Annotated in this window: 24 protein-coding genes; 18 read left to right on the top strand and 6 right to left on the bottom strand. The window is 63.6% G+C overall.

What is annotated here, in order from left to right:
• Positions 1–52 precede the first annotated feature (52 nt).
• The 16 genes from BMY38_RS11640 (at position 53) to egtD (ending at position 14,254) form a co-directional block, all read left to right on the top strand.
• Positions 53–838, top strand: coding sequence for an enoyl-CoA hydratase (locus tag BMY38_RS11640; RefSeq protein WP_092762974.1), 786 nt, complete (start codon positions 53–55; stop codon positions 836–838).
• 36 nt (positions 839–874) lie between these two features.
• Positions 875–1,669, top strand: a complete 795-nt coding sequence (surE, locus tag BMY38_RS11635) for a 5'/3'-nucleotidase SurE (RefSeq protein WP_092762973.1) — start codon at positions 875–877, stop codon at positions 1,667–1,669.
• A gap of 24 nt (positions 1,670–1,693) precedes the next feature.
• Positions 1,694–2,311, top strand: coding sequence for a protein-L-isoaspartate(D-aspartate) O-methyltransferase (locus BMY38_RS11630; RefSeq protein WP_092762972.1), 618 nt, complete (start codon positions 1,694–1,696; stop codon positions 2,309–2,311).
• Positions 2,312–2,354: 43 nt separating this feature from the next.
• Positions 2,355–3,548, top strand: a complete 1,194-nt coding sequence (locus BMY38_RS11625) for a M23 family metallopeptidase (RefSeq protein WP_092762971.1) — start codon at positions 2,355–2,357, stop codon at positions 3,546–3,548.
• A gap of 121 nt (positions 3,549–3,669) precedes the next feature.
• On the top strand, positions 3,670–3,930 hold the full coding sequence (locus BMY38_RS11620) for a twin-arginine translocase TatA/TatE family subunit (protein ID WP_092762970.1): 261 nt from the start codon (positions 3,670–3,672) through the stop codon (positions 3,928–3,930).
• Positions 3,931–3,951: 21 nt separating this feature from the next.
• A complete protein-coding gene (gene tatB, locus BMY38_RS11615; protein ID WP_092762969.1) occupies positions 3,952–4,593 on the top strand; it encodes a Sec-independent protein translocase protein TatB in 642 nt (213 codons plus the stop codon).
• On the top strand, positions 4,590–5,438 hold the full coding sequence (tatC, locus tag BMY38_RS11610) for a twin-arginine translocase subunit TatC (protein ID WP_092762968.1): 849 nt from the start codon (positions 4,590–4,592) through the stop codon (positions 5,436–5,438). The genes tatB and tatC overlap by 4 nt, the downstream gene beginning before the upstream one ends.
• On the top strand, positions 5,435–6,274 hold the full coding sequence (locus BMY38_RS11605) for an ATP-binding protein (RefSeq protein ID WP_092762967.1): 840 nt from the start codon (positions 5,435–5,437) through the stop codon (positions 6,272–6,274). Before tatC ends, BMY38_RS11605 begins: the two co-directional genes overlap by 4 nt.
• A 123-nt stretch (positions 6,275–6,397) precedes the next feature.
• Entirely contained in the window at positions 6,398–7,588 is a 1,191-nt protein-coding gene (locus tag BMY38_RS11600; RefSeq protein WP_092762966.1) for an ABC transporter substrate-binding protein, read from the top strand.
• Positions 7,589–7,657: 69 nt separating this feature from the next.
• Positions 7,658–8,449, top strand: a complete 792-nt coding sequence (locus BMY38_RS11595) for an ABC transporter ATP-binding protein (protein ID WP_092762965.1) — start codon at positions 7,658–7,660, stop codon at positions 8,447–8,449.
• Positions 8,446–9,267: an ABC transporter ATP-binding protein gene (locus BMY38_RS11590; RefSeq protein ID WP_092762964.1), complete on the top strand. Its 822-nt coding sequence runs from the start codon at positions 8,446–8,448 to the stop codon at positions 9,265–9,267. Before BMY38_RS11595 ends, BMY38_RS11590 begins: the two co-directional genes overlap by 4 nt.
• 3 nt (positions 9,268–9,270) lie before the next feature.
• Positions 9,271–9,630 carry a hypothetical protein gene (locus BMY38_RS11585; protein ID WP_092762963.1) on the top strand — a complete coding sequence of 120 codons (360 nt, stop codon included), beginning with the start codon at positions 9,271–9,273 and terminating at the stop codon, positions 9,628–9,630.
• A gap of 40 nt (positions 9,631–9,670) precedes the next feature.
• The gene (locus BMY38_RS11580) at positions 9,671–10,681 is read left to right on the top strand and encodes a branched-chain amino acid ABC transporter permease (RefSeq protein WP_092762962.1); all 1,011 of its coding nucleotides are present in this window, start codon (positions 9,671–9,673) and stop codon (positions 10,679–10,681) included.
• Positions 10,678–11,979: a branched-chain amino acid ABC transporter permease gene (locus BMY38_RS11575; protein ID WP_175495851.1), complete on the top strand. Its 1,302-nt coding sequence runs from the start codon at positions 10,678–10,680 to the stop codon at positions 11,977–11,979. Before BMY38_RS11580 ends, BMY38_RS11575 begins: the two co-directional genes overlap by 4 nt.
• Before the next feature lie 92 nt (positions 11,980–12,071).
• On the top strand, positions 12,072–13,322 hold the full coding sequence (gene egtB / locus BMY38_RS11570; protein ID WP_092762961.1) for an ergothioneine biosynthesis protein EgtB: 1,251 nt from the start codon (positions 12,072–12,074) through the stop codon (positions 13,320–13,322).
• Complete coding sequence (egtD, locus tag BMY38_RS11565) at positions 13,322–14,254, top strand: L-histidine N(alpha)-methyltransferase (protein WP_092762960.1); 933 nt, start codon at positions 13,322–13,324, stop codon at positions 14,252–14,254. The genes egtB and egtD overlap by 1 nt, the downstream gene beginning before the upstream one ends.
• Positions 14,255–14,258: 4 nt before the next feature.
• Here egtD and ispG read toward each other — a convergent pair whose 3' ends face one another.
• The 4 genes from ispG to BMY38_RS11545 all read right to left on the bottom strand — a co-directional run bounded on the left by ispG (position 14,259) and on the right by BMY38_RS11545 (position 18,869).
• Positions 14,259–15,389, bottom strand: a complete 1,131-nt coding sequence (ispG, locus tag BMY38_RS11560; RefSeq protein ID WP_092762959.1) for a flavodoxin-dependent (E)-4-hydroxy-3-methylbut-2-enyl-diphosphate synthase — start codon at positions 15,387–15,389, stop codon at positions 14,259–14,261.
• Between the two features lie 85 nt (positions 15,390–15,474).
• Positions 15,475–16,800 carry a helix-turn-helix domain-containing protein gene (locus BMY38_RS11555; RefSeq protein ID WP_092762958.1) on the bottom strand — a complete coding sequence of 442 codons (1,326 nt, stop codon included), beginning with the start codon at positions 16,798–16,800 and terminating at the stop codon, positions 15,475–15,477.
• A 136-nt stretch (positions 16,801–16,936) separates the two neighbouring features.
• Positions 16,937–18,181, bottom strand: coding sequence for a 5-aminolevulinate synthase (gene hemA / locus BMY38_RS11550; protein WP_092762957.1), 1,245 nt, complete (start codon positions 18,179–18,181; stop codon positions 16,937–16,939).
• A gap of 121 nt (positions 18,182–18,302) precedes the next feature.
• Entirely contained in the window at positions 18,303–18,869 is a 567-nt protein-coding gene (locus tag BMY38_RS11545; RefSeq protein ID WP_092762956.1) for a hypothetical protein, read from the bottom strand.
• 108 nt (positions 18,870–18,977) lie between these two features.
• Here BMY38_RS11545 and BMY38_RS11540 point away from each other — a divergent pair, with 108 nt between their 5' ends.
• A complete protein-coding gene (locus tag BMY38_RS11540) occupies positions 18,978–20,354 on the top strand; it encodes a M20/M25/M40 family metallo-hydrolase (RefSeq protein ID WP_092762955.1) in 1,377 nt (458 codons plus the stop codon).
• Between the two features lie 170 nt (positions 20,355–20,524).
• Here the strand turns inward: BMY38_RS11540 and BMY38_RS11535 are convergent, their stop codons facing one another.
• Together BMY38_RS11535 and purD are read right to left on the bottom strand one after the other, a co-directional pair.
• Complete coding sequence (locus BMY38_RS11535) at positions 20,525–20,923, bottom strand: DoxX protein (protein WP_245737581.1); 399 nt, start codon at positions 20,921–20,923, stop codon at positions 20,525–20,527.
• Positions 20,890–22,146 carry a phosphoribosylamine--glycine ligase gene (gene purD / locus BMY38_RS11530; RefSeq protein ID WP_092762954.1) on the bottom strand — a complete coding sequence of 419 codons (1,257 nt, stop codon included), beginning with the start codon at positions 22,144–22,146 and terminating at the stop codon, positions 20,890–20,892. The genes BMY38_RS11535 and purD overlap by 34 nt, the downstream gene beginning before the upstream one ends.
• Before the next feature lie 103 nt (positions 22,147–22,249).
• Between purD and xseA the strand changes: the two genes are divergently transcribed.
• Positions 22,250–23,809, top strand: coding sequence for an exodeoxyribonuclease VII large subunit (xseA, locus tag BMY38_RS11525; protein WP_092762953.1), 1,560 nt, complete (start codon positions 22,250–22,252; stop codon positions 23,807–23,809).
• Positions 23,810–23,865 lie beyond the last annotated feature (56 nt).

The following is a 23,865-nucleotide window of genomic DNA, read 5'->3' as shown; positions in this document are numbered from 1 at the left end:
TCCCCCCCGTTCCGGTCGCACCCTTATCGCCACGGATCGAGGAGGATTTCAAATGTCTGACATTTTACTTCGGGCCGACGCCGATGGCATTACGACCCTGACGCTGAATGACCCCGGCACACTCAATTCCCTCTCGGATGCAATGCTGGCCGCCCTGCGCGATCAATTGTCAGACATTTCGGAAGGGTCGTCCCGCGTCGTCGTCCTGCGCGCGGCGGGCCGAGCATTCTGTGCCGGACACAACCTTCGCGAAATGCAGGACATGCGCCAGCACGAGGACGGCGGGGCGGCTGCTTTTGGCGATTTGTTTGACCGCTGCAGCGCCGTGATGGCCGCCATCCAGACCCTGCCCCAGCCGGTGATCGCGCGTGTCCACGGCCTCGCCACCGCCGCCGGCTGTCAGTTGGTGGCAACCTGTGACATGGCGATTGCGTCCCAGGACGCGGAGTTCGGTGTGAACGGGGTCGATATCGGTCTGTTCTGTTCCACGCCCATGGTCGCCCTGACCCGCAATGTCGGACGAAAGCGAGCGTTCGAGATGCTGTCGACGGGTGCCTTCCTGACCGCGCCCGAGGCAGTCGCGGCTGGGCTGATAAATCGCGCCGTGCCGCAATCCGCGCTGGATGACGCGGTAGCGGCCATTGCGCGCAAGGTCGCGGAAAAGCTGTCGACCGCCGTGCGTATCGGCAAGGGCGTGTTCCATGCCCAGGCCGAATTGCCCGTGGAGGCGGCTTATCACCTGACTCGTGATGCGATGGTTGCCAATCTGGCGGACGACGACACGGCAGAGGGGATACAGGCCTTTCTGGAAAAGCGCGCGCCCCGCTGGACGCAGTGACCCCGGCAACATAACAGGAGGGCGAAAGGGGCTTTCATGCGCATTTTGATCACCAACGACGACGGCATCTCGGCTCCGGGTCTGGCCGTGCTGCACGACATCGCCACCGCCGTGGCGGGCGACGACGGCGAAGTCTGGACCGTTGCGCCCGCGTTCGAGCAGTCGGGCGTCGGGCACTGCATCAACTATGTCAAGCCGTCGATGATCAGTCAGCTTGGCCCGCGCCGGTTTGCGCTGGAAGGCGCGCCTGCGGATTGCGTTCTGGCGGGCCTGGGCGATCTGGTCGACGGGCCGGTCGATCTGGTGTTGTCGGGCGTGAACCGGGGCAACAACGCGGGCGAGAACACGGTCTATTCCGGCACCATCGGCGCCGCGATGGAGGCGGCGTTGCAGGGTATCCGCGGCATCGCCTTGTCGCAGTTCTATGGCCCTGACAACGTCCACCTGGACAATCCCTTCGAAGCGGCCGCCGAACACGGTGCAGACTGCGTCAGGCGTCTGTGGGCCGACGCGCCTTGGGGCGGCGATGCCTACAAACTGTTCTACAACGTCAACTTTCCGCCGTGCCCCGCCCAACGGGTGCGCGGTCTGGCGGCAGTGGCGCAAGGCTATCGCGGCGACGCACGCATGTCGGTCGCGCCGCAGACCGCACCCTCGGGTCGCAAGTATCTCTGGATCAAGGGGTCCGCGCAGGCCGAGGCGACGCAGCCCGGCACCGACGTCAAGGCCAACATGGATGGCTGGGTGTCGGTCACTCCGATGCGGTGCGACCTGACCGACGCCGCCGCGCTGGACGATCTTCGGATCGCTTTTCCAAAATACAGCGACTGAGGTTCCGTGACACCCGAAAACACCATGCGCCTACAACTGTCTCTGCGATCGCGCGGCGTGACGGATGCGCGCGTTCTGACGGCGATGGAACTGGTGGACCGCGCGCTCTTCGTGACCGAGACATTCGCAGCGCGGGCCTATGACGACGTGCCACTGCCGGTCGCGGTCGGCCAGACCATCAGCCAGCCCAGCGTGGTTGGCCTGATGACACAGGCGCTGGACGTGCAGCCGCGCGACAAGGTGCTGGAGGTAGGGACCGGCACCGGATATCAGTCCGCGATCCTGTCGCATCTGGCGCGGCGGGTCTATACCGTCGAACGCCACCGCGCCCTGACGCGGATCGCTCAGCGGAATCATCAGGCGATGGGTCTGTCGAACATCACCCAGATCACCGGCGATGGCAGTTTCGGTCTGCCCGAACAGGCACCCTTCGACCGCATTCTTGTTACTGCCGCTGCCGAAGATCCGCCCGGTCCGCTGTTGGCACAGCTGCGTATCGGGGGTAGCATGGTGGTACCGGTGGGCGTGTCGGATCACATCCAGATGCTGATCAAGGTGACGCGCACGCCGGACGGATACGATTACGACGAACTTTCGCCAGTGCGCTTCGTGCCATTGGTGGAGGGGGTGGAACACGACTAAAGGACGTGGCATCCCGAATTTGGGCAGTGACAGGGGGACAGTGATGTCCAGAACAGGCAGAACCGCATGGGTGGGGCTTCTGATGGGTGTGGGCGTCCTTGCGGGATGCGCGGAATTCCAGTCAGGGAACCTCGACTTCGATCTACGAAATCAGGCTGGCACGATCGACACGTCTGAAGGGGTGCAACGTTCGGTCGCTGAACGGCCATCGCCCGATGCGAATGGTCTTATCACCTATCCGAATTATCAGGTCGTCGTGGCGCGACGCGGCGATACGGTCACGTCTGTCGCTGGCCGCATCGGATATTCCGCCACCGAACTGGCCCGTTTCAACGGGATGGAGCCAGACAGCCGCCTGAACAAGGACGCGGTTCTGGCCTTGCCGAGCCGCATCGTGCCCGGCGCGTCCGGGACGAACGGGCGCCCTGACATCACCTCGATCGCGGGTGCCGCCATTGATCGCGCATCGGGCGGCAACGCCCCGGCGCAGGTCGCCGTGCAAGACGGGCAGGAACCGGTCCGTCACCGCGTCGCCCGTGGCGAGACGGCATTTTCCATCGCACGTCTATACGGCGTTAGCCCGGCTTCTCTGGCGGACTGGAACGGCCTGGGCACCGATCTGGCTGTCCGCGAAGGCCAGTATCTGCTGATCCCGTTGGTGATCGGCACCGACGGCGCAGAACAGGTGGCGACGGCCGGTTCGGGATTGGGGTCCGGTGCTCCGCTGCCGCCTTCGGCCAGTTCGGCCCTGCCCGAGACGATCGAAGCAGAGGCGCTGCCCGACAGTCCGAACCTCGATCAGTTCCGCACGGCGGCCAGCGCGCCTGAACCCGCGGCTCAGCCCGTCACCCCTGCCGCCGCCACCGCCGCTCCTGCTGCCTCCGCCGCGACCACCGGGCTGCGCAGGCCGGTATCGGGCGAGGTGCTGCGTTCGTTTTCGGACGGTATTGAAGGCATAGACATACGTGCCGCCGAGGGCACTGCCGTTCTGGCGGCCGCCGGGGGCTCCGTCGCCGCGATCACGCGGGATACCGATCAGGTACCGATCCTGGTGCTGCGCCATCCCGACGGGTTGCTGACGGTCTATGCGAACATCAAGGACATCCGTGTGTCCAAGGGCGATTCGATCACTGCGGGTCAGCGCGTCGCCAGTGTTGGCGGCGGCAACCCGGCGTTCCTGCACTTCGAGGTGCGGCGCGGCTTCGATGCGATCGACCCGGCCCCCTTGCTGCGCTGATCATCGCGAGACCCAAGCAAATTTGCGTGCGGGCGCTTTCATGTGCCCGCCTCAATGCGTAAGTAATGTCCGAAACGCAGACTGCGGGCCTGTCGAGAGGCCCCTTCGAGGGAGACTTACCATGCTCAACAACATTGGCCTGCCGGGCCTTCTTCTTATCGCCGTCGTCGTTCTTGTGCTATTCGGTCGGGGCAAGATTTCCTCGCTGATGGGCGAAGTCGGCAAGGGCATCACGTCCTTCAAGAAAGGCGTCGCGGACGGCTCGAAGGACGATGAACCCGATACCACGGCCACCACGTCCACTGCCGCCGATCCGGCACTGGCAGACGGGACCGCCGCGCGCGACGTGACGCCGGAAGCGGCGAAGAAGGACAAGGTCTGATCGCGACCCAGGGGCGCTGACATGTTCGACATCGGCTGGAGCGAATTGCTGGTCATCGGCGTCGTCGCCCTGATCGTGGTGGGTCCGAAGGATCTGCCGCGCATGTTCCGTACGCTGGGTGAGTTCACCGGCAAGGCCCGAAAGATGGCCCGCGAATTCCAGACCGCGATGAATGACGCGGCCGAGGACAGCGGTGTGAAGGATATCGCGGGTGATTTGCGCAAAGCGGCCGATCCCAAGCAGTTCGGGCTTGATGCCATCAAGGACGCCACGGGCGAGTTGAGCGCCTGGAACCCCGACGAAGCCGATGGAAAGGCCGCCAAGCCCGACGCGGGCCTGAGTCCGGACCGCGCCGCCGCGCGCGACAAGATCCAGGCGGCAACCGCCGCTCGCGCCGAGGCGCGCTTGGCAGCCGAAGCCGCCGAGATGTCGGACGAGCCGGATCTGGTGCCCGATCCGGCTGCGGCCGCGCCCAAGCAGGCCCCGCGTAAGCAGACCAAACCGAAACAGGCCGCTGCCAAGCCCGCCGCAGCGAAATCTGCCGCCCCAAAGGCGCCCGCGGCCCGCAAACCCGCCGCCAAGAAGCCCGCCGCCAAGAAGCCCGCGGCCCGCAAGCCCGCGGCGAAGAAGCCTTCTCCGGCCAAGTCGGAGGGTAAGGCATGAGCGAGATGGACGACAGCTCCGCCCCGCTGATCGAGCATCTGGCGGAGCTTCGGACCCGGCTGATCTGGTCCGTCGCGGCGTTCCTGATCGGTATGATCCTGTCTTTCATCGTGGCCGAGCAGATTCTGAAATTTCTGCTTTTGCCGATTGAAAATACCATGCGGTCGCTGGGCAACCCGAACCCGACGATGATCTATACCGCCCCTCAGGAGTATTTCTTTACCCTGATCCGCGTGTCGGTCGTGGGCGGGCTGATCCTGTCGTTTCCCGTCATCGCGCATCAGTTGTGGCGGTTCGTGGCACCCGGTCTCTACAAGCAGGAAAAGAATGCGTTCCTGCCGTTCCTGATTGCCTCACCCCTGTTGTTCGTCCTCGGCGCGGCCTTCGCGCATTTCGTGGTCGTGCCTTTGGCGATGCAGTTTTTCCTCGGGTTCGCGGATGCCGCGTCCCTTTTGGCCGCACTGGTGGCCGAAGGAGCCGACGGCGTCAGCGCGTCGGGCATCGGCATCGTGTTTCAGGGCAAGGTGAACGAGTCGCTCGACATCTCGCTCAAGATGATCGTGGCCTTTGGTCTGTGTTTTCAGCTTCCGGTCCTGCTGACGCTGATGGGCAAGGCGGGACTGGTCAGTTCCGCCGGACTGGCCGGTGTGCGCAAATATGCCGTGGTCGGCATCCTTTTGGTCGCAGCCCTCGTGACACCGCCCGACGTGGTGACGCAGCTGATCCTGTTCGTGGTGGTCTTCGGGCTTTACGAAATTTCGATCTGGCTGGTGCGTATGGTCGAACGGCAGCGTGAAAAGCGGATGCGCGAAGAAGGCCTGCTGGACGAGGACGAGACGTTTTGAGCGACGGGCAGGGTGATGCGCTGGATCGGATCGCCGCGGCGCTGGATCGTCTGGCGCCCGCGCCGTTCGCAGCGCCGGACTGGAGTGCATCGGCCTATGTCTGGGACACGGCACCCGACCGCCTGTTGCCGGTGCCAAGTCCGAACCGCATCCCCCTGAACCTGTTGTTGGGTATCGACCGGGCGCGCGATACGCTTCTGGATAATACCCGCCGGTTCGCCGAGGGGTTGCCCGCCAACAATGCCCTGCTCTGGGGTGCGCGGGGAATGGGAAAATCAAGCCTTGTCAAGGCTGTCCACGGCGATCTTGAGGAAACTGGACTGAAACTGGTCGAGTTGCAGCGCGAGGATATCCAGACCGTCGGAAACCTGTTGCACGTGTTGCGCGATGTGCCGCACCGGTTCGTGCTGTATTGCGACGACCTGAGCTTCAGCCATGATGACGCGGCATACAAGTCGCTGAAAGCGGTGCTGGACGGCGGGATCGAAGGGCGGCCCGATAACGTGATCTTCTATGCCACGTCGAACCGTCGCCATCTGATGCCCCGCGACATGATCGAGAACGAGCGCGGGTCGGCCATCAATCCGTCGGAAGCGGTCGAGGAGAAGGTATCGCTGTCCGACCGATTCGGCCTGTGGCTGGGATTTCACGCCTGCGATCAGGACGCCTATCTGGCAATGATCCGGGGCTATTGCGATGCTTACGGCGTGACCGTTTCGGACGCCGACCTGCGCGCCCAGGCGGTCGAATGGCAGGCGACGCGTGGGTCGCGTTCGGGACGGGTGGCCTGGCAATTCTTTGTCGATCTGGCGGGGAGACAGGGGATTTCTCTGTAACGTCCCATTTTCGCAGAGATAAAAATTTGCGAACCGTTCATATCATGGCTTTCATCTCGGCAGGATGCTGCATACCCTCCCTTCCCAAGACTCGAGAAAGAGTCGCCAACCGGGAGAATACATATGAGAAAGTTTTTGCTGGCTACAGCCGCGACGCTGGCCACGACAGCCGCCTTCGCGGACGCGCACAGCCCCATCAAGCTTGGAGTCGTCCTGGGCTTTACGGGTCCGCTTGAATCACTGGCACCCGCTATGGCCGCCGGTGCCGAAATGGCGATGTCGGAAGTCTCGGATTCGGGCATGTTGCTGGATGGCGTCATGGTCGAGCCGGTGCGCGCCGACAGCACCTGCATCGACGCCGCTGCTGCCACATCGGCGACCGAGCGTCTGATCACCGGCGATGGTGTCGTGGGCATCGTGGGCGCCGATTGTTCGGGCGTCACGGGTGCCATGCTGTCGAACGTCGCCGTGCCGAACGGTATCGTGATGATCTCGCCCTCGGCCACCAGCCCCGGTCTGTCGACCGCCGAAGACAACGGATTGTTCTTCCGCACCGCCCCCTCGGATGCGCGTCAGGGTGTCATCATGACGGAAATCCTGATGGACAAGGGCATCGAGAGCGTCGCGCTGACCTATACCAACAACGACTACGGCAAGGGTCTGGCCGATGCGTTCCAGACCGCGTTCGAGGAAGCCGGTGGCGAGGTCACGATCTCGGCCGCGCACGAGGACGGCAAGGCGGATTACTCGGCCGAAGTCGGCGCGCTGGCCGCGGCCGGGGGCGACCGTCTGGTCGTCGCGGGCTATGTCGATCAGGGCGGTTCGGGCATCGTGCGCGCGTCCATCGACTCGGGTGCGTTCGACACTTTCCACTTCCCGGACGGCATGATTTCACAGGCTCTGGTCGACAACTTCGGCTCGGAGATCGACGGCTCGACCGGCCAGAACCCCGGAACCGACAGCCCCGGCGCGAAGCTTTATCAGGACATGGCCTCGGCTGCGGATTATGACGGCACCTCGCCGTTTTCGGCCGAAGCCTATGATGCCGCGGCCCTCATCCTGCTGGCCATGCAGGCGGCAGGGTCCACAGACCCGGCAGCCTATAAGGACAGTGTGATGGACGTCGCCAACGCCCCCGGCGAGCAGATCCTGCCCGGCGAATTGGCCAAGGGTCTGCAGATCCTCAAGGACGGCGGCGACATCGATTACGTCGGTGCCTCGGCTGTAGAACTGATCGGACCCGGTGAATCGGCGGGCAACTACCGTGAAGTCACTTTCGAGAATGGTGAGTTGGTGGTCGTAGGCTACCGCTGATCCTACTTTGACGCGATCGAACGGCCCCGGCACTCTGCCGGGGCTGTTTGTCTAATCGGGGGAACAGACATGATCGAGGTCACCGACCTGCATCGCCATTTCGGCGGCTTCCGGGCCGTGGACGGTGCGACGCTGCGGATCGAGCCGGGCACGATCACCGGGCTTATAGGTCCGAACGGCGCGGGAAAAACAACACTTTTCAATGTGATAGCTGGCGTTCTTAAACCGACATCGGGCACGGTCACGATGGCGGGCGAAGACATCAGCGGCCTGCCGCCGCACGAGCTTTTCCACAAGGGTCTGCTGCGGACATTCCAGATCGCCCATGAGTTCAGTTCGATGACCTGTCGCGAGAATCTGATGGTGGTGCCGGGCGACCAGTCCGGAGAGGGTCTGTGGAACACATGGTTCGGGCGCAAGCGCATTGCCGACGAGGAGCGCGCGTTGCGGGCAAAAGCGGATGAAGTGCTGGAGTTCTTGACGATCACACACCTTGCCGACCAACGGGCAGGCCAGATTTCGGGCGGGCAGAAGAAGCTGCTGGAGCTGGGCCGCACGATGATGGTCGAAGCGAAGATCGTTTTTCTGGACGAGGTCGGCGCGGGCGTGAACCGGACCCTGCTGAACACGATTGCCGATGCGATTCTGCGGCTGAACCAGGAACGGAACTACACGTTTGTCGTCATCGAACACGACATGGATTTCATCGGCCGGATCAGCGACCATGTCATCTGTATGGCCGAAGGGCACGTGCTGGCCGAAGGTTCGCTGGCCGAGATCAAGGCCAATGAACAGGTGATCGAGGCCTATCTGGGCACCGGCCTGAAGAACAAGGATCAGCTTGCCGGGGCCAGCGCATGACCAGGAATGACTGGCAGGACAGCCGCGGCAACAAGGACCGGTCGATCACCCGGCCCGGCGGCAGCACGATGGAGCAGGGCAGCGCGCCCGCCGACCGGGTCGAGACGACGAACGCCTTTCTGGTCGGCGACAGCATGACAGGCGGTTACGGGCAGGGGCCAGACATCCTGCACGATTGCACGATTGCCGTCGATCCGGGCGAAATCGCCGTAATCGTCGGTCCAAACGGCGCGGGCAAGTCCACCGGTATGAAAGCCGTGTTCGGGATGCTGAACCTGCGGAAGGGCAGCGTTCGGCTGGACGGCGAGGATATCACCGCCCTGTCGCCGCAGGACCGTGTTGTCCGGGGCATGGGGTTCGTGCCGCAGACATCCAATATCTTCACCTCCATGACGGTCGAGGAAAACCTTGAGATGGGGGCTTTCATCCGTCGCGATGACTTCCGGCAAACGATGGAACAGATCTATGACCTGTTTCCAATCCTGCGCGACAAGCGCCGTCAGCCCGCTGGCGAATTGTCTGGCGGCCAGCGTCAGCAGGTCGCCGTCGGGCGTGCCCTGATGACCAAGCCCAAAGTCCTTATGCTGGACGAGCCTACGGCAGGGGTCAGTCCCATCGTCATGGACGAATTGTTCGACCGCATCATCGAGGTCGCGCGTACCGGCATTCCGATCCTGATGGTCGAACAGAATGCCCGGCAGGCTTTGGAAATAGCGGATCGCGGGTATGTTCTGGTGCAGGGGCGGAATGCCCACACTGGCACGGGTGAAGAGCTTCTGGCTGACCCCGAAGTCCGCCGCAGCTTTCTTGGAGGATAAGATATGTCCCGATTTTTACACACGGCCGCGATTTTGACTGTGACCACGATGGCCACGATGGCCAGCGGAGCCAGCGACGATGCCTGGGACAATGCCGGTGTCGTCAACTGGGTCTGCACATTCGCGTCCGCCCCGCGCAGCGCGCAGGTTCGGCTGACCGTGAATGACGAAAGCGGCGGGTTGCGCTCCGGTTCGGCGACGGTCACCACCTCGTCCGAGGAATTCCGCCTGCAAGGCGCGCTGACGAACGATACCGCGCGGTTCACCGATGGTATCTCCGGCCCGGTCATCCTGACGATCAAGCGCAGCGACGGATCTGCCCTGCTGGCCCCGGTCGCGCGCGGAACCTGCGTGCTGCGTTGACCGACCGCACCCCCTATCCGACCTCTGAGGACACGTCCTGATGGAACCGCTCAACGCGCTGGTAAGCCTCGCGAACTTCGTTCTCATTCCGGCCACGGCATACGGCGCGCAACTGGCACTCGGCGCGCTTGGCGTCACGCTGATCTATGGCATCCTGCGGTTTTCCAATTTCGCCCATGGTGACACGATGGCCTTTGGGACGATGGCGGTGATCCTGACAACATGGGGGTTTCAGGCGATTGGAATTTCCGCCGGGCCTTTGCCCACGGCACTTCTGGCGCTTCCGATCGGGATCGCGGTGACGGGGCTGCTGCTGCTTGGTACGGACCGGGTGGTCTATAAATTCTACCGTACGAAAAAGGCCGTGCCGGTAACCTTCGTGATCGCCTCGCTGGGGGTGATGTTCGTGATGAACGGGCTTGTCCGTTTCATCATCGGGCCGGACGATCAGTTGTTTTCAGATGGCGCACGCTTTCTGATAACTGCGGGCGATTTCAAACGAATGACCGGTCTGGACGAGGGGATGGCAATCAAGACGACGCAGGTCATCACCGTTGTGGTGGCAGTGATCGTGGTCGCGATCCTGTTCTGGTTCCTGAACCGGACCCGCACTGGCAAGTCGATGCGCGCCTATTCCGACAACGAAGATCTGGCTCTGCTGTCGGGCATCAACCCCGAACGCGTGGTGATGTATACCTGGTTGATCGTGGCTGCCTTGGCGACGATCGCGGGCACGCTTTACGGTCTCGACAAAAGCTTCAAGCCGTTCACTTATTTCCAGCTTCTTCTGCCGATTTTCGCCTCGGCCATCGTTGGCGGCCTCGGCTCCCCGGTGGGGGCCATCGCAGGTGGATTCCTGATCGCATTCGCCGAAGTCACCATCACCTATCCGTTGAAAAAGGTGCTGGGCTATCTGATGCCAGAGGCGTTGGAGCCGGACGGCCTGATCCAGCTTCTGTCCACCGATTACAAGTTCGCGGTCAGCTTCGTTATCCTGATAATCGTGTTGCTGTTCCGGCCCACGGGACTGTTTGCGGGGAAATCGGTATGAGCAGCTATAACATCCGCGTGGTCGCCCTGTTTTCCCTCGTGGCGGTACTGTTCGTCGGGACCGGCTTCATCCAGTCGTGGAATGTCGCACTGACGATCTTCAATATGGGCCTGATCTCGGCGATCATGGCGCTCGGCGTCAATATGCAGTGGGGCTATGCCGGGCTGTTCAACGTCGGCATCATGGGGTTCGTTGCGCTTGGCGGTCTGGGCACTGTGCTGGTCTCGACGCCGCCGAATACCGAAGCCCTGGCAGCGGGCGGTTTACGCGTTGTCGGCGGCCTGGCCCTTGGCGCGGCAACGGTGATCGCGGCGATCATGGCATACCGGAGGCTGAAAACCTATCGCGGCTGGATCACGGCGGCGATCCTGCTGGTCGGCTTCTTCGTGTTCCGCGCGGTTCTGGACCCCGGTGTCGAAGCGGTCGAGGCGGTCAATCCGGCCAGTGCGGGCAACATCGGCGGACTTGGCCTGCCAGTGCTTCTCGCTTGGCCCGTCGGCGGTTTGCTGGCGGCAGGCGCGGCCTGGGTGATCGGCAAGACGGCCCTGGGCCTGCGGTCCGATTACCTGGCCATCGCAACGCTGGGCATCGCCGAAATCGTCATTGCCATTATGAAGAACGAGGATTGGCTGGCTCGCGGCGTCAAGAACGTCATCGGCCTGCCGCGCCCTGTTCCCTACGAAATCGACCTTCAGGCATCGTCCGGGTTCAGAAATTTCGCGACCGGACTGGATGCCGACCCGGTTACTGCGTCGACCATTGCGGTCAAGCTGGCCTACGCGGGCCTGTTCGGCGTCGTGCTCCTGCTCCTAATCTGGCTGACGCAGGCCGCGCTCGCCTCTCCGTGGGGGCGAATGATGCGCGCCATCCGCGACAACGAGGTGGCGGCCGAAGCGATGGGCAAGGACGTTACCGCCCGTCATCTGCAGATCTTCATTCTTGGATCCGCCGTCGTAGGACTGGCTGGGGCGATGATGACGACGCTGGACGGGCAGCTGACGCCCGGCACCTATCAGCCACTGCGCTATACCTTCCTGATCTGGGTGATGGTGATCGTCGGCGGGTCGGGCAACAACTGGGGCTCGGTGCTGGGCGGTTTTCTGATCTGGTGGCTCTGGGTTCAGGTCGAACCGCTTGGTGCGCTTCTGATGGAGGGGGTGACGGCGGGCATGGCCGATGGCTTCTGGCTCAAGGGGCATCTGCTGGCGTCGGTAGCACATATGCGTCTGCTGACGATGGGTGTCATCCTGTTGCTGGTGCTACGATTCTCGCCGAAGGGCCTGCTGCCGGAGCGTTGATCCGCGCACAATGGCCATGACACAAAACGGTAACGGGCAATCTGAATGAGATGACCTAAGTATGAGGTTCGCTCAGATTCTGGAGGAGCCCCATGGCCGCCATTGCCCCAGCCCCGCTTGCCCCGCCCGAAGCTCTGTCGTTGTTCGAGCGTACGCGCCATCGCACGACCAACCTGACGGAACGCCTGCGTCCCGAAGACATGATGCTGCAATCTATGGAGGATGCCTCCCCCGCGAAATGGCATCTGGCGCATACGACGTGGTTCTTCGAAGAGTTCATCCTGAAGCCCCGTTTGCCCGATTATGTAAGCCCCGACGACCGCTTCGCCTTCCTGTTCAACAGCTATTATACGCAAGCCGGGCCGCGCCACGCCCGTGACCGGCGCGGCATGGTCAGCCGTCCGGATTGCGCCGAAGTCGCCGGATATCGCGCCCATGTCGACGAGGCACTGGCCGGACTGCTATCGTCGAACCGTGATGACGCAGATGATATCGCCAGTCTGGTGGAACTGGGCTGCCATCATGAGATGCAGCACCAGGAATTGTTGGTCACCGACCTGCTGCACGGGCTTTCGTTCAACCCTCTTCTGCCCGCCTATCGCGACCCCGAGCCTCTGCCGGTGACGTCCGAAGTTCCGCTCACATTCACGCGCCACGACGGCGGGCTGGTCGAGATCGGGCATGACGGGAAAGGCTTCGCCTACGACTGCGAACAGCCGCGCCACCCGGTCTTTGCACCCGCTTACGACATCGCCGACCGCCCTGTAACCAACCGCGACTGGATCGACTTCATGGAAGACGACGGCTATGGCGACGCGCGCCACTGGCTGATGGAAGGGCATGCGGTCGCCACCCGTGAAAGCTGGGAACATCCGCTTTACTGGTGGCAACAGGACGGCGAATGGTGGACGTTCACACTGCGCGGCGCGCAACCCTTGGCACTGGATGCGCCGGTCGTTCACGTCAGCTATTACGAGGCGGAGGCCTTCGCCCGCTGGGCAGGGGCGCGCCTGCCGACCGAAGTGGAACACGAGTTGGCGTTTCGCGACACGCCGATCAACGGTAATTTCCTCGATCACGGCCAGTTGCGCCCGATGCCGGGGCAGGGTGTCTGGGGCGACGTCTGGGAATGGACTGCCTCGCCCTTCACGCCCTATCCAGGGTTCCGCCCGCCGGAAGGCGCGCTAGGCGAATATAACGGTAAATTCATGGTCAACCAGATGGTCCTGCGCGGCGGGTCCTGTGCCACGGCCCGCGACCAGATGCGCCCGACCTACCGCACCTTCTTCTATCCCCACCAACGCTGGCAGATGATGGGCCTGAGATTGGCGCGGGACGTCTGATGAAGGATATTGCCAATTCCGAGCTTCTGGACGATGCGCTGGCCGGCCTGACCGCCCCGCAGAAACACCTTAGCCCCAAATGGTTCTATGACCGGCGCGGGTCCGAACTGTTCGAACAGATCACGCAGCTGCCGGAGTATTATCCGACCCGCACCGAGGCTTCGATCCTGCGCGCCAATGCCGACACGCTGGTGGACACAGTGCCCGACGGCGGTGCGCTGGTCGAACTGGGATCAGGCGCATCGGTCAAGACGCGGACTCTGCTGGATGCGGGCCACCATTTCGCAAGTTACGTGCCCATCGACATTTCGGAAGACTTTCTGCTTGCGACAGCGAAGGACCTGCGCGCGCGCTATCCCCGGTTGGCGATCCATCCGGTCGTGGGCGATTTTACTGCACCCATCGATTTGCCGCATTCAATGGACGGAATTGCGAAGGTCGGGTTCTTCCCAGGTTCGACTATCGGCAATCTGGAGCCGGTTGACGCGATCTCCCTGTTGGCGCGGGCCCGTGACTGGAACGGCGTTTGCGGGTTCATTCTGGGTGCCGACCTGGTCAAACCGATCCCCGCCCTGATTGCCGCCTATGACGACACGCAAGGCGTGACGGCAGAATTCAACTTGAACATTCTCAGACGGTTGAACGCCGAAGTTCATGCGAATTTTGACATCGATGGCTTCACGCACCAAGCGCGGTGGTGCGAAAACCCGGCCCGGATCGAGATGCATCTGGTGTCGCGAAAGGCGCAATCCGTCAGGCTCGACAGTCAGGTGATCACATTTGCCGAGGGTGAGACGATCCATACGGAAAGCTGTCGGAAATACACGCCGGATTCACTGTCGGATATGGCCGGAAAGGCAGGCTGGCAGGTTGAGACGATGTTGACCGACGATCGCGAACAATTCGCTGTCGCGGTACTGCGACCCGCCTAGACGATCATTCTGCCGCCTGCGCAGTCCCGGTCTCGATCGCCGCAGCACGCGCCTCGACCTGTTCGACGATGTGGTCAACCATCTGGTCGTTCGATAATTTGTGGTTCTGCTTGCCCGCCAGGTAAACCATGCCCGAACCATTGCCGCCGCCGGTGAAGCCGACGTCGGTCATCAGCGCCTCGCCCGGACCGTTGACGACGCAACCGATGATCGACAGCGACATCGGCGTCCTGATGTGTTCCAGCCGACGCTCCAGCTTTTCGACCGTCTTGATGACATCGAACCCCTGGCGCGCACAGCTGGGGCAGCTGATGATATTGACGCCCCGATGCCGCAGACCCAGCGATTTCAGGATCTCGTAACCGACCTTCACCTCCTCCACAGGATCGGCGGAGAGCGAGACACGGATCGTGTCGCCGATCCCCATCCACAACAGGTTGCCCAGCCCGATGGCCGATTTGATCGTACCGGAGACCAGCCCCCCGGCCTCTGTGATGCCAAGATGGATGGGGGCATCGGTCTGCTCGGCCAGCCCCTGATAGGCGGCGGCGGCCATGAAGACGTCGGACGCCTTGCAGCTGATCTTGTAGTTGCGGAAGTCGTTGTCTTCGAGGATGCGAATATGGTCCAGCCCGCTTTCGATCATCGCGTCGGGGCAGGGTTCGCCATACTTGTCAAGAAGATGCTTCTCAAGCGAACCGGCATTGACGCCGATGCGGATGCTGCAACCGTGATCGCGCGCGGCGGCGATTACCTCGCGCACACGGGCGGTATCGCCGATGTTGCCGGGGTTGATCCGCAGGCATGCGGCCCCGGCTTCGGCGGCTTCGATACCGCGGCGATAATGGAAGTGGATGTCGGCCACGATGGGCACCGTCACTTCGGCAACGATGTCCTTCAATGCTTTCGAAGATGCCTCGTCCGGGACCGAGATGCGGACGATATCGGCCCCGGCATCTGCGGCGGCCTGAACCTGTGCGATTGTGCCAGCGACATCCGTGGTCAACGTATTGGTCATCGTCTGCACGGTGATCGGGGCATCACCGCCGACAGGCACGTTGCCGACCATGATCTGACGGCTCTTGCGGCGGTCGATCTGGCGCCAGGGACGAATGGAATGAAGGGTGTCGGACACGGGCAGGGACCTCAGGTCGCAGAATTCGTGTCACAGGTAATATCTGGGCGCAGAGGGCGCAACCGGCACCCCCTATGCCGCACCATCATTCGACGGGCGCGGCCACCAGATCGGGACCACCGGGCAGGGCCGGATCGACCTCCAGCTCGGCGACGACGCGGGCCAGGTCGCTGTCGTCTTCAAGGTTGGCGACGGTGTAGTTGTCGCGCACCGATGCGGCGTCGAGCGCGACATTCGACACGACCTGCGGGCCGGGGGCGACGGGGCCGAACGTCTGCCCCGCGACGGACAGGTACAGCGCGCCGGAATTACCGGTCCGAAGGGTGGCCGGGGCTTCGGCCACAGGGACTTCGTAGGTGTCGCCGGGGTCCAGAATCTTCTCGAACAGCGTATCGCCGTCCGCAGACCGGACACGCACCCAAGCCGAGCGCACGGCCACAAGGACCACTGCATCGGGGGCATCTGCCAGGACACGCGGAGTCACGGGGCCAGACAAGGCATCGGGGGCTTCACCGCTCATGGCTTCGATGAGGGCAGCGTTGATCGAGGCGTTGATCACCTCGGAACTCGCGTCCGGGCCATCAAGGCCGGAGCGTTCGGCCGCGGCCAGCGCACCGAAGCTGCCGGGTGAAATGGTCGAAATCGGCGCGTCGCGGGCCGTCATGATCGGCACGTCCAGCGCCTGCGGCCGATACAACCGCGCCAGCGCGTCCTGCGACTGAGCGGGAACGCCGGTATCTTCCGGAGCGGACAGTTGCAGCGTAGCGGGGGCCAGGGGGTCAAGTTCAGCGATCAGTTCGGGTGCCTGTTCGACAGGCGCAACCTGCACACGCTGGATTTCCTGCACCACGGTCCAACCACCATACCCCAGTCCGCCGGCCAGCGCGACCAGCACGGCAAGCGAACCCAGCGCGCCCGGTTCGAACCCGGCGAAGACCGGACGAGACTTGTTGGCAAAGAGATTGCCCGAGCCCATCAGCGGATCCATCGCGACGGCCGGCTTGGTCCGGGTGCCGACGTTGAAGGCTTTGGCCTTGGCGATCGGCTGGTCGAAAATGGCTTGCCGGCGCGACACTTCCGATTCCATCGGTTTCAGGGCCGAGAAGCCGCCGAACCCCGATTCCTCGCAAAAGCGGGCGAAAACGATCTCGGGTTCCAGGTCCAGATAACGCGCGTAGCTGCGCACATAGCCTGCGACGAACGACAGCGAATCGAAAGCCGACAGGTCGGTATTTTCGATGGCGGCGATGTAACTGGCCTTGATGCGCAATTCGCGCTGAACATCCATCAGCGACTTTCCCTGCGTGGCTCGTTCGCCCCGCATTTCATCGCCTAGACGCAACTCGAAACTGTCGTAACCCCGTGACGGATTGTCGACTCTTGATAGAAACTTGCTCTTTCGGCCAAACATATGGGCCTGCCCCGCAATCTCTGGACGCGCCTCATTAACGTGCGCGTTTCCGCTTATGATTTAGACCCCGACTCCCCATCGGAGATCTACTGCACGCTTAGGCTACCAGAAAATAAGGCACAATGCACGATAATGCTTATCCTGCGGCTTGAGCGCGATTCAGCGCACAATGCGACCAGAGATCGTCCATTGCGCGGACCAATGCATCCATCATGGGCGGCGTATGAACCGGCGACGGCGTGAACCGCAGACGTTCGGTGCCGCGCGGCACGGTTGGAAAGTTGATCGGCTGGCAATAGACCCCGTGATCCGACAGCAGCCGGTCCGAAATCATCTTGCATTTGATCGGATCGCCGACATGCACGGGCACGATATGGCTGCCGTGGTCGATGATCGGCAGGCCCAGCCCGCGCAGGCGCAGCTTCAGCACGGCAGCGCGTTCCTGGTGCAGGTCGCGCAGGGCCTGATCGGTTTTCAGGTGCGCGACGCTGGCGGCGGCACCGGCGGCGATGGCCGGTGGCAGCGAGGTTGTGAAGATAAAGCCCGGCGCATAGGACCGCACCGCATCGCACATCTTGGCCGAGGCGGCGATATAGCCGCCCATCACGCCATAGGCCTTGGCCAATGTGCCGTTGATAATGTCGATTCGGTGCATCAGCCCGTCACGTTCGCACACACCCGCGCCCCGGCGACCGTACATTCCGACGGCATGCACCTCGTCGATATAGGTCAGCGCGCCGAATTCGTCGGCCAGATCGCAAATCTCGGCAATTGGACCGAAATCGCCGTCCATCGAATAAATCGATTCGAAGGCGATCAGCTTTGGCGCGGCAGGGTCGTCGGCGGCCAGCAATTCGCGCAGATGCGATACGTCGTTGTGTCGGAAGATGCGTTTCTGTCCGCCATTGCGACGCACGCCTTCGATCATCGAGGCATGGTTCAGCGCATCGGAATAGATGATCAGTCCCGGAAAGAGCCTGGGCAATGTCGACAGCGTGGCGTCGTTCGCGATGTAGGCCGAGGTGAATACCAGCGCGGCTTCCTTGCCGTGCAGGTCGGACAGCTCGGCCTCCAGTTGCTTGTGATAAACTGTCGTGCCGGAAATGTTGCGCGTGCCGCCAGACCCGGCACCGGTCGCCCTCAATGCGTCGTGCATCGCCGACAGGACGACGGGGTGCTGGCCCATGCCCAGATAATCGTTGCCGCACCAGACGGTTATATCCTGTTCCGACCCGTCGGCGCGGGTCCAGACGGCATGGGGGAACTGACCGCGGCGGCGTTCGATATCGATGAACGTCCGGTACCGGCCTTCGTCGTGGAGCGCCTTCAGCGCGCGATCCAGGGCGAAATCGTATCCCGAGGGTGCCGTCTTTTCCGTCATGCGCTTCGGTTCCTTTGCCGTGGGGCCGTCTTTTGTCGGATGTTAAAGGGCGTATCACCCGATGCCTAGCGTCTACGACAAGGTGCGGCCTTGATATAGATCACAGATTGTCGCGCAAAGATTATCGGCTGACGGCGACTTCACAATCGCGCGCACCCTTGGCAGCACAACTGGCTGTTGCAGCCGCTCCGCCATCGCCCAGACCCCATGCGCCGGTCGCCGGGCTGATCGCCAGGGCGGCATTCGCTCCCGCGCGGCGGAAATCGCGTCCCTTCACGATGCGCGAGGCATCCTGGCTGAGCGTCAGGGGACGACCGGGCTGGTATCGGCGAGGATAGATTTCGGCCACCAGAACGCAGCTGGCGCCGCAGCCGGACAAGGCGGCGGCACGGGCATCCTCGATGGAATGGAAGTTGAAGGCCCCCCGTGTCTGAGCGGACTGCAACCCCTCGGCGGGGCTGGCGGCAAGGGCGCCGTAATATTTCAGCTCTGCGACCTTCGGCATCTTCTGAAGCGTGGCAAGGTCTGCTGCGGACAGGAATGGTTGCCGGGTGATGACGATCTGCGAGTTGCGTGTGGAAAACAGCATGCGTTTGGCGGTGGCCTGATCGGGAACCTGTTGCGCGACCGCAGGCAGAGCGGCAGGCAGGGAAAGCGTCAGCAGGGCAATCAGGGTCGCGCGGATCATGTCGGGCCTCGTGAATTGGCAGGGTCCGGTGCTTCTAGCGCGGGACGTCGCCTCTGGACAGCCCCCGAAACCCGGCGCACCCTTGGCGCGAACTGTGCCGGAGGCCCCATGACCGATCCCATTCCCGCCATCCTCGACCGTATCGATGCCGACCAGTCCCGCGCGCAGGACCGACTGAAGGAGCTTTTGCGCATCCCCTCGATCTCGACGGATCCCGAACATGACGACGATTGCGAGACCGCCGCCGATTGGCTGGTGGCGGAGTTGACGCATCTGGGCTTCGACGCCAGCAAACGAACCACACCGGGACATCCGATGGTCGTGGCGCATGGCGGGGCAGGCGATCGTCATGTTCTGTTCTATGGCCATTACGACGTGCAGCCGGTCGATCCGCTGTCCTTGTGGAACCGCGACCCTTTCGACCCGGCTATAGACCAGACGCCGCGCGGCCCGGTCATCCGGGGGCGGGGGGCCAGCGACGACAAGGGCCAGTTGATGACGTTTCTGGAAGCCTGCCGTGCCTGGAAAGATGAAACCGGCGGACTGCCCTGCCGCATTACCATCCTGTTCGAGGGAGAGGAGGAATCGGGTTCGCCTTCGCTTGTCCCGTTTCTCAAGGCCAACAAGGAGGAGCTGACCGCCGAACTGGCGCTGATCTGCGACAGCGGACTGTACGACGACCGCGTGCCTGCGATCGTCACCACACTGCGCGGGCTTCTTGGCGAGGAATTGACGATCACGGGCCCCGACCGCGATCTGCATTCCGGCATCTACGGCGGTCCGGCGATTAACCCGGCCCGCGTATTGACGCGCATCCTGGGCAATCTGCATGACGATCAGGGCCGAGTTGCGATTCCGGGATTTTACGACGGCGTGGGCGAGCCGCCGAGTCAGGTCAAGCAGGGTTGGAAAGACCTTGGCTTCTCGACCGAAGCTTTCCTGGGAGACATCGGCCTGTCGCATCCGGCGGGCGAGGTCGGGCGCACGGGACTGGAACAGCTCTGGTCGCGGCCCACAGCGGAAATCAACGGCATTTCGGCTGGATATACCGGGGCTGGATTCAAGACCGTCCTGCCCTCTGCGGCGACGGCCAAGGTCAGCTTCCGTCTGGTCGGCGGGCAGGACCCTCTGCGTCTGCGCGAGGCGTTCCGCGATTGGGTGATCGCGCAGATGCCGCCCGATTGCCACGTCACCTTCAAGGACCATGGAGCCGCGCCCGCATCGACCATGGCGACAGACAGCCCGATCTTTGCCGCCACGCAGCTGGCCCTGACCGAGGAATGGGGCCATCAGGCGGCCTTCGTCGGTGCCGGTGGGTCGATTCCAATCGCGGGTTATTTTCAGCAGGTGCTGGGAATGGAATCCTTGTTGACCGGCTTTGCCAGGGACGATGACGCGATACATTCTCCGAACGAGAAATACGACGTCCAGAGTTTCCACAAGGGCATCCGAAGCTGGGCGCGGGTGCTGGGCCGGATCGCCTGATCCGGGACTGCCGCCTGAGAAGAACGCGACCTCACGGACTGCCGATGCTCTGGTTGTCATTGGTGCCGCGAAGAAAGTGACGCTTGCAGCGGTTTCGAAAACCCTTCGAAAACCCGCCTCAAGAAGCGATTTTTGCTCGGCAGAAGCGACGGGATGGGTGGGAATGGCCTTCAGGCCTCCGCCGTGTCCGATTGCCGTGCGGCCACCGCCAGCGCAAGGCATCCGCCCGCGATGGCCCAGTTCTTGACGAAGATCGACATCTGCCACGGATCGTCCGGGATCAGATGAAAGAGACTGGTCAGGGCAGAATACGCCGCCAGCGACAAGGCCACCGGCACCACTCGCCAGCCCGCGAACAGGGCCGCCGCTGCTGCCGCGTTATAGATCAGCGCGGGCCAGACAAACGCGCCGGGCAGGCCCAGACCGCGCAGCAGCCCCGCCGCCGCCTCGGGTTCGACCGCCTTCTGCACGGCACCGGCGGCAAACAGCGCGCCGATCAGGACGCGCGCGACAATCACAGCGGGCCGGGTCCATGTCACAGTGCGCGCCAGCCGATGTCGCGGCGGCAAAACCCCTCCGGCCAATCCACCGCATCGACCACCGCATAAGCCCGGTCGCGCGCGTCCGACAGATCATCGCCTCGTGTGGTCACTCCCAGCACGCGTCCGCCATTGGCCACCATGCGTCCGTCGGCCAGCGCGGTTCCGGCGTGGAACACCATGTTGCGACTGTCGGCGGGCAGGGCGTCCAGCCCGCCGATTGCCGTCCCCTTGGCATAGGCACCGGGATAGCCTTGAGCTGCCATCACGATGCAGATCGCGTGATCGTCGGCCCAATGCACCTGCGCGCCGTCCAACCGCCCCTCGGCGCAGGCCAGCAACAGGTCCAGCACCTGACCGCCAAGGCGCATCATCAGGCACTGGCACTCCGGGTCGCCGAAACGGACGTTGTATTCAACCAGGCTGGGTGCGCCATCCTCGATCATCAAGCCGACGAACAGGACGCCGCGCATCGGCGTGCCGCGCCGGACCATCTCGATCATCGTCGGACGGACGATTTCATCGAGCGCGCGGGCCTCGACCTGTGGCGTCATGACCGGGGCCGGGGAATAGGCGCCCATGCCGCCGGTGTTCGGCCCGGTGTCGCCGTCGCCGACCCGCTTGTGGTCCTGCGCGGTGCCGAAAGGCAGGACCGTTTCGCCGTCTACAAGGCAGAAAAAACTGGCCTCTTCGCCGCGCAGGAAGGCTTCTATCACCACATCGGCCTTGCCGTGGACGCCGCCGAAGATATCGGTCAATGCGCCCTCTGCCTCCTCGATGGTGGCAGCGACGGTGACGCCTTTGCCAGCGGCCAGCCCATCGGCCTTGATGACGATGGGGAGCGGTTGATCCGCCAGATAGGCCCGTGCCGCCTCCAGATCGTCGAACCGGCCATAGGCTGCGGTGGGCGCATTCACGGCGGCGCAGATTTCCTTGGTGAAGGCCTTTGACGCCTCCAGTTTCGCTGCCGCCGCCGACGGCCCGAACACCGCGATTCCTGCGGCAGTCAGAGCATCCGACACGCCCGCCGCCAGCGGCGCTTCCGGCCCGACGATCACGAAGTCCACGCTTTCTTCATCGGCAAAGGTGGCGACGGCGGACCCGTCCAGAATGTCCAGTGCCGCACATTCCGCGATCTGGGCTATCCCCGCGTTGCCCGGGGCCACGATCAGGCGGTCGCACTTCGGGTTCTGCAAAACCGCCCAGGCCAGCGCATGTTCGCGCCCGCCACTGCCGAGGATCAGAATGTTCATGACGCGCCCCTTCGTATCCGACAGGGGCGGTGTAGGGTTGGCACGGCACGAGGACAAGCGCGCCGGTATGGTGACCGCTGACCTGGCGCGCTAGAACCGCCAAATGGACGATCTGATCGACGATTCCGGCCCCGCGCCACGCCGCAACGAAGCGGAATACACCGTTTCCGAAATCTCGGGCGCGGTGAAACGCACGCTGGAGGACAGCTTCGGGCGCATCCGCGTGCGCGGCGAGATCGGGCGCATCTTCCGGGCGCGGTCCGGGCACCTCTACTACGATATCAAGGATGACCGGAACGTGCTGGCCTGCACCACGTGGAAGGGCCAGATAAGTCAGCTTTCGGTGGAACCGGAAGAAGGCATGGAGGTTATCGTCACCGGCAAGCTGTCGGGCTTCGGCGCGCAATCGAAATACAACCTGAACGTCGACGCGATGGAGGTCGCGGGCGCTGGCGCGCTGATGGCGATGCTGGAAAAACGGCGCCTGGCGCTGGCCGCCGAGGGGCTGTTCGAGCCGTCACGCAAACGGCCGATCCCATTTCTGCCGGGCGTGATCGGCGTCATCACCTCGCCGCAGGGTGCGGTGATCCGCGACATCCTGCATCGGTTGCGTGAGCGGTTTCCGCGCCATGTTCTGATCTGGCCGGTGGCGGTGCAGGGCAAGGCATCGGCCCCTGAAATTGCCAATGCCATCCGCGGGTTCAACGCGCTGACCCTGGATGGCGCGATCCCGAGGCCCGATCTTCTGATCGTCGCGCGTGGCGGTGGCTCGATCGAGGATCTCTGGGGCTTCAACGAGGAAATCGTGGTCCGCGCGGCCGCCGACAGCGCGATCCCCCTGATTTCCGCCGTTGGACACGAAACGGACACTACGCTGATCGACCATGCTGCCGACCGGCGTGCGCCGACGCCAACCGCTGCCGCCGAAATGGCGGTGCCGATGCGGTTGGACCTGATGGCGCATGTCGACGGTCTGGGGATGCGTCAGATGCGGGCGGCGCGAGCCTTGGTGGCGGCGCGGGGACAGCGGCTGACCGACTTGTCGCGTGGCCTGCCTCGGCCCGAGGCGCTGCTGGCGAGTGCGCGGCAGCGGCTGGATCTGGCCACCGACCGTTTACCCGCCGCCCTGCGCGCGCGGACGGACCGGGCCCGCGTCGCCCTGTCGCGGATGGAAGGCCGCATCACGCCCGCCGCACTGACCGGCGCGGTGGCCGAGCGGCGGCGCAGGTTGGCCGAAATATCGATGCGGCTGGCACAGGCATTGCCCCGCGCACAGGCCGCGAAACGCCGCGATCTCGATCGCTGGGCGACTGCGTTGCGATTCGCCCCGCTGCTGCGACAGGTACGACAGGGCGAGACGCGGTTGCAGGCTCTTGCGTCACGATTCGTGACGACGGCCACGACGCGCCAGACCCGTGCGCGGGATCGGCTGGAAGCGCTGGATCGCATGCGTGTTTCGCTGGGCTACGAGCGCACGCTGGAACGTGGCTTTGCGGTAATCCGCGCTGGCGATGAGATCGTCACCGACGCCGCCACTGCCCGCAACAAGCCGACATTGAGGATCGAGTTCGCAGGCAAGCAGACAGTCGATGTGGCGACCGGCGAGTCGCGTGCAAAACCCCGTGCGAAGCAGACGCCCCCGGATCAGGGCAAGCTGTTTTAGCCTCCCGCTGTCCTCTTGGTAGAAATATCCCGGGGAGTGCGAGGGGCGGCGCCCCT

This window comes from Jannaschia helgolandensis, from assembly GCF_900109285.1.
Classification (GTDB): domain Bacteria; phylum Pseudomonadota; class Alphaproteobacteria; order Rhodobacterales; family Rhodobacteraceae; genus Jannaschia; species Jannaschia helgolandensis.
The sequence above is the reverse complement of the archived record's forward strand: the minus strand, read 5'-3'. Positions and strand labels throughout refer to the sequence as shown.

Coding starts and splice junctions, on each gene's coding strand:
- BMY38_RS11640 (WP_092762974.1), top strand. CDS start 53: ATGTCTGACATTTTACTTCGGGCCGACGCCGATGGCATTACGACCCTG.
- surE (WP_092762973.1), top strand. CDS start 875: ATGCGCATTTTGATCACCAACGACGACGGCATCTCGGCTCCGGGTCTG.
- BMY38_RS11630 (WP_092762972.1), top strand. CDS start 1,694: ATGCGCCTACAACTGTCTCTGCGATCGCGCGGCGTGACGGATGCGCGC.
- BMY38_RS11625 (WP_092762971.1), top strand. CDS start 2,355: ATGTCCAGAACAGGCAGAACCGCATGGGTGGGGCTTCTGATGGGTGTG.
- BMY38_RS11620 (WP_092762970.1), top strand. CDS start 3,670: ATGCTCAACAACATTGGCCTGCCGGGCCTTCTTCTTATCGCCGTCGTC.
- tatB (WP_092762969.1), top strand. CDS start 3,952: ATGTTCGACATCGGCTGGAGCGAATTGCTGGTCATCGGCGTCGTCGCC.
- tatC (WP_092762968.1), top strand. CDS start 4,590: ATGAGCGAGATGGACGACAGCTCCGCCCCGCTGATCGAGCATCTGGCG.
- BMY38_RS11600 (WP_092762966.1), top strand. CDS start 6,398: ATGAGAAAGTTTTTGCTGGCTACAGCCGCGACGCTGGCCACGACAGCC.
- BMY38_RS11595 (WP_092762965.1), top strand. CDS start 7,658: ATGATCGAGGTCACCGACCTGCATCGCCATTTCGGCGGCTTCCGGGCC.
- BMY38_RS11590 (WP_092762964.1), top strand. CDS start 8,446: ATGACCAGGAATGACTGGCAGGACAGCCGCGGCAACAAGGACCGGTCG.
- BMY38_RS11585 (WP_092762963.1), top strand. CDS start 9,271: ATGTCCCGATTTTTACACACGGCCGCGATTTTGACTGTGACCACGATG.
- BMY38_RS11580 (WP_092762962.1), top strand. CDS start 9,671: ATGGAACCGCTCAACGCGCTGGTAAGCCTCGCGAACTTCGTTCTCATT.
- BMY38_RS11575 (WP_175495851.1), top strand. CDS start 10,678: ATGAGCAGCTATAACATCCGCGTGGTCGCCCTGTTTTCCCTCGTGGCG.
- egtB (WP_092762961.1), top strand. CDS start 12,072: ATGGCCGCCATTGCCCCAGCCCCGCTTGCCCCGCCCGAAGCTCTGTCG.
- egtD (WP_092762960.1), top strand. CDS start 13,322: ATGAAGGATATTGCCAATTCCGAGCTTCTGGACGATGCGCTGGCCGGC.
- BMY38_RS11555 (WP_092762958.1), bottom strand. CDS start 16,800: ATGTTTGGCCGAAAGAGCAAGTTTCTATCAAGAGTCGACAATCCGTCA.
- hemA (WP_092762957.1), bottom strand. CDS start 18,181: ATGACGGAAAAGACGGCACCCTCGGGATACGATTTCGCCCTGGATCGC.
- BMY38_RS11545 (WP_092762956.1), bottom strand. CDS start 18,869: ATGATCCGCGCGACCCTGATTGCCCTGCTGACGCTTTCCCTGCCTGCC.
- BMY38_RS11540 (WP_092762955.1), top strand. CDS start 18,978: ATGACCGATCCCATTCCCGCCATCCTCGACCGTATCGATGCCGACCAG.
- purD (WP_092762954.1), bottom strand. CDS start 22,146: ATGAACATTCTGATCCTCGGCAGTGGCGGGCGCGAACATGCGCTGGCC.
- xseA (WP_092762953.1), top strand. CDS start 22,250: ATGGACGATCTGATCGACGATTCCGGCCCCGCGCCACGCCGCAACGAA.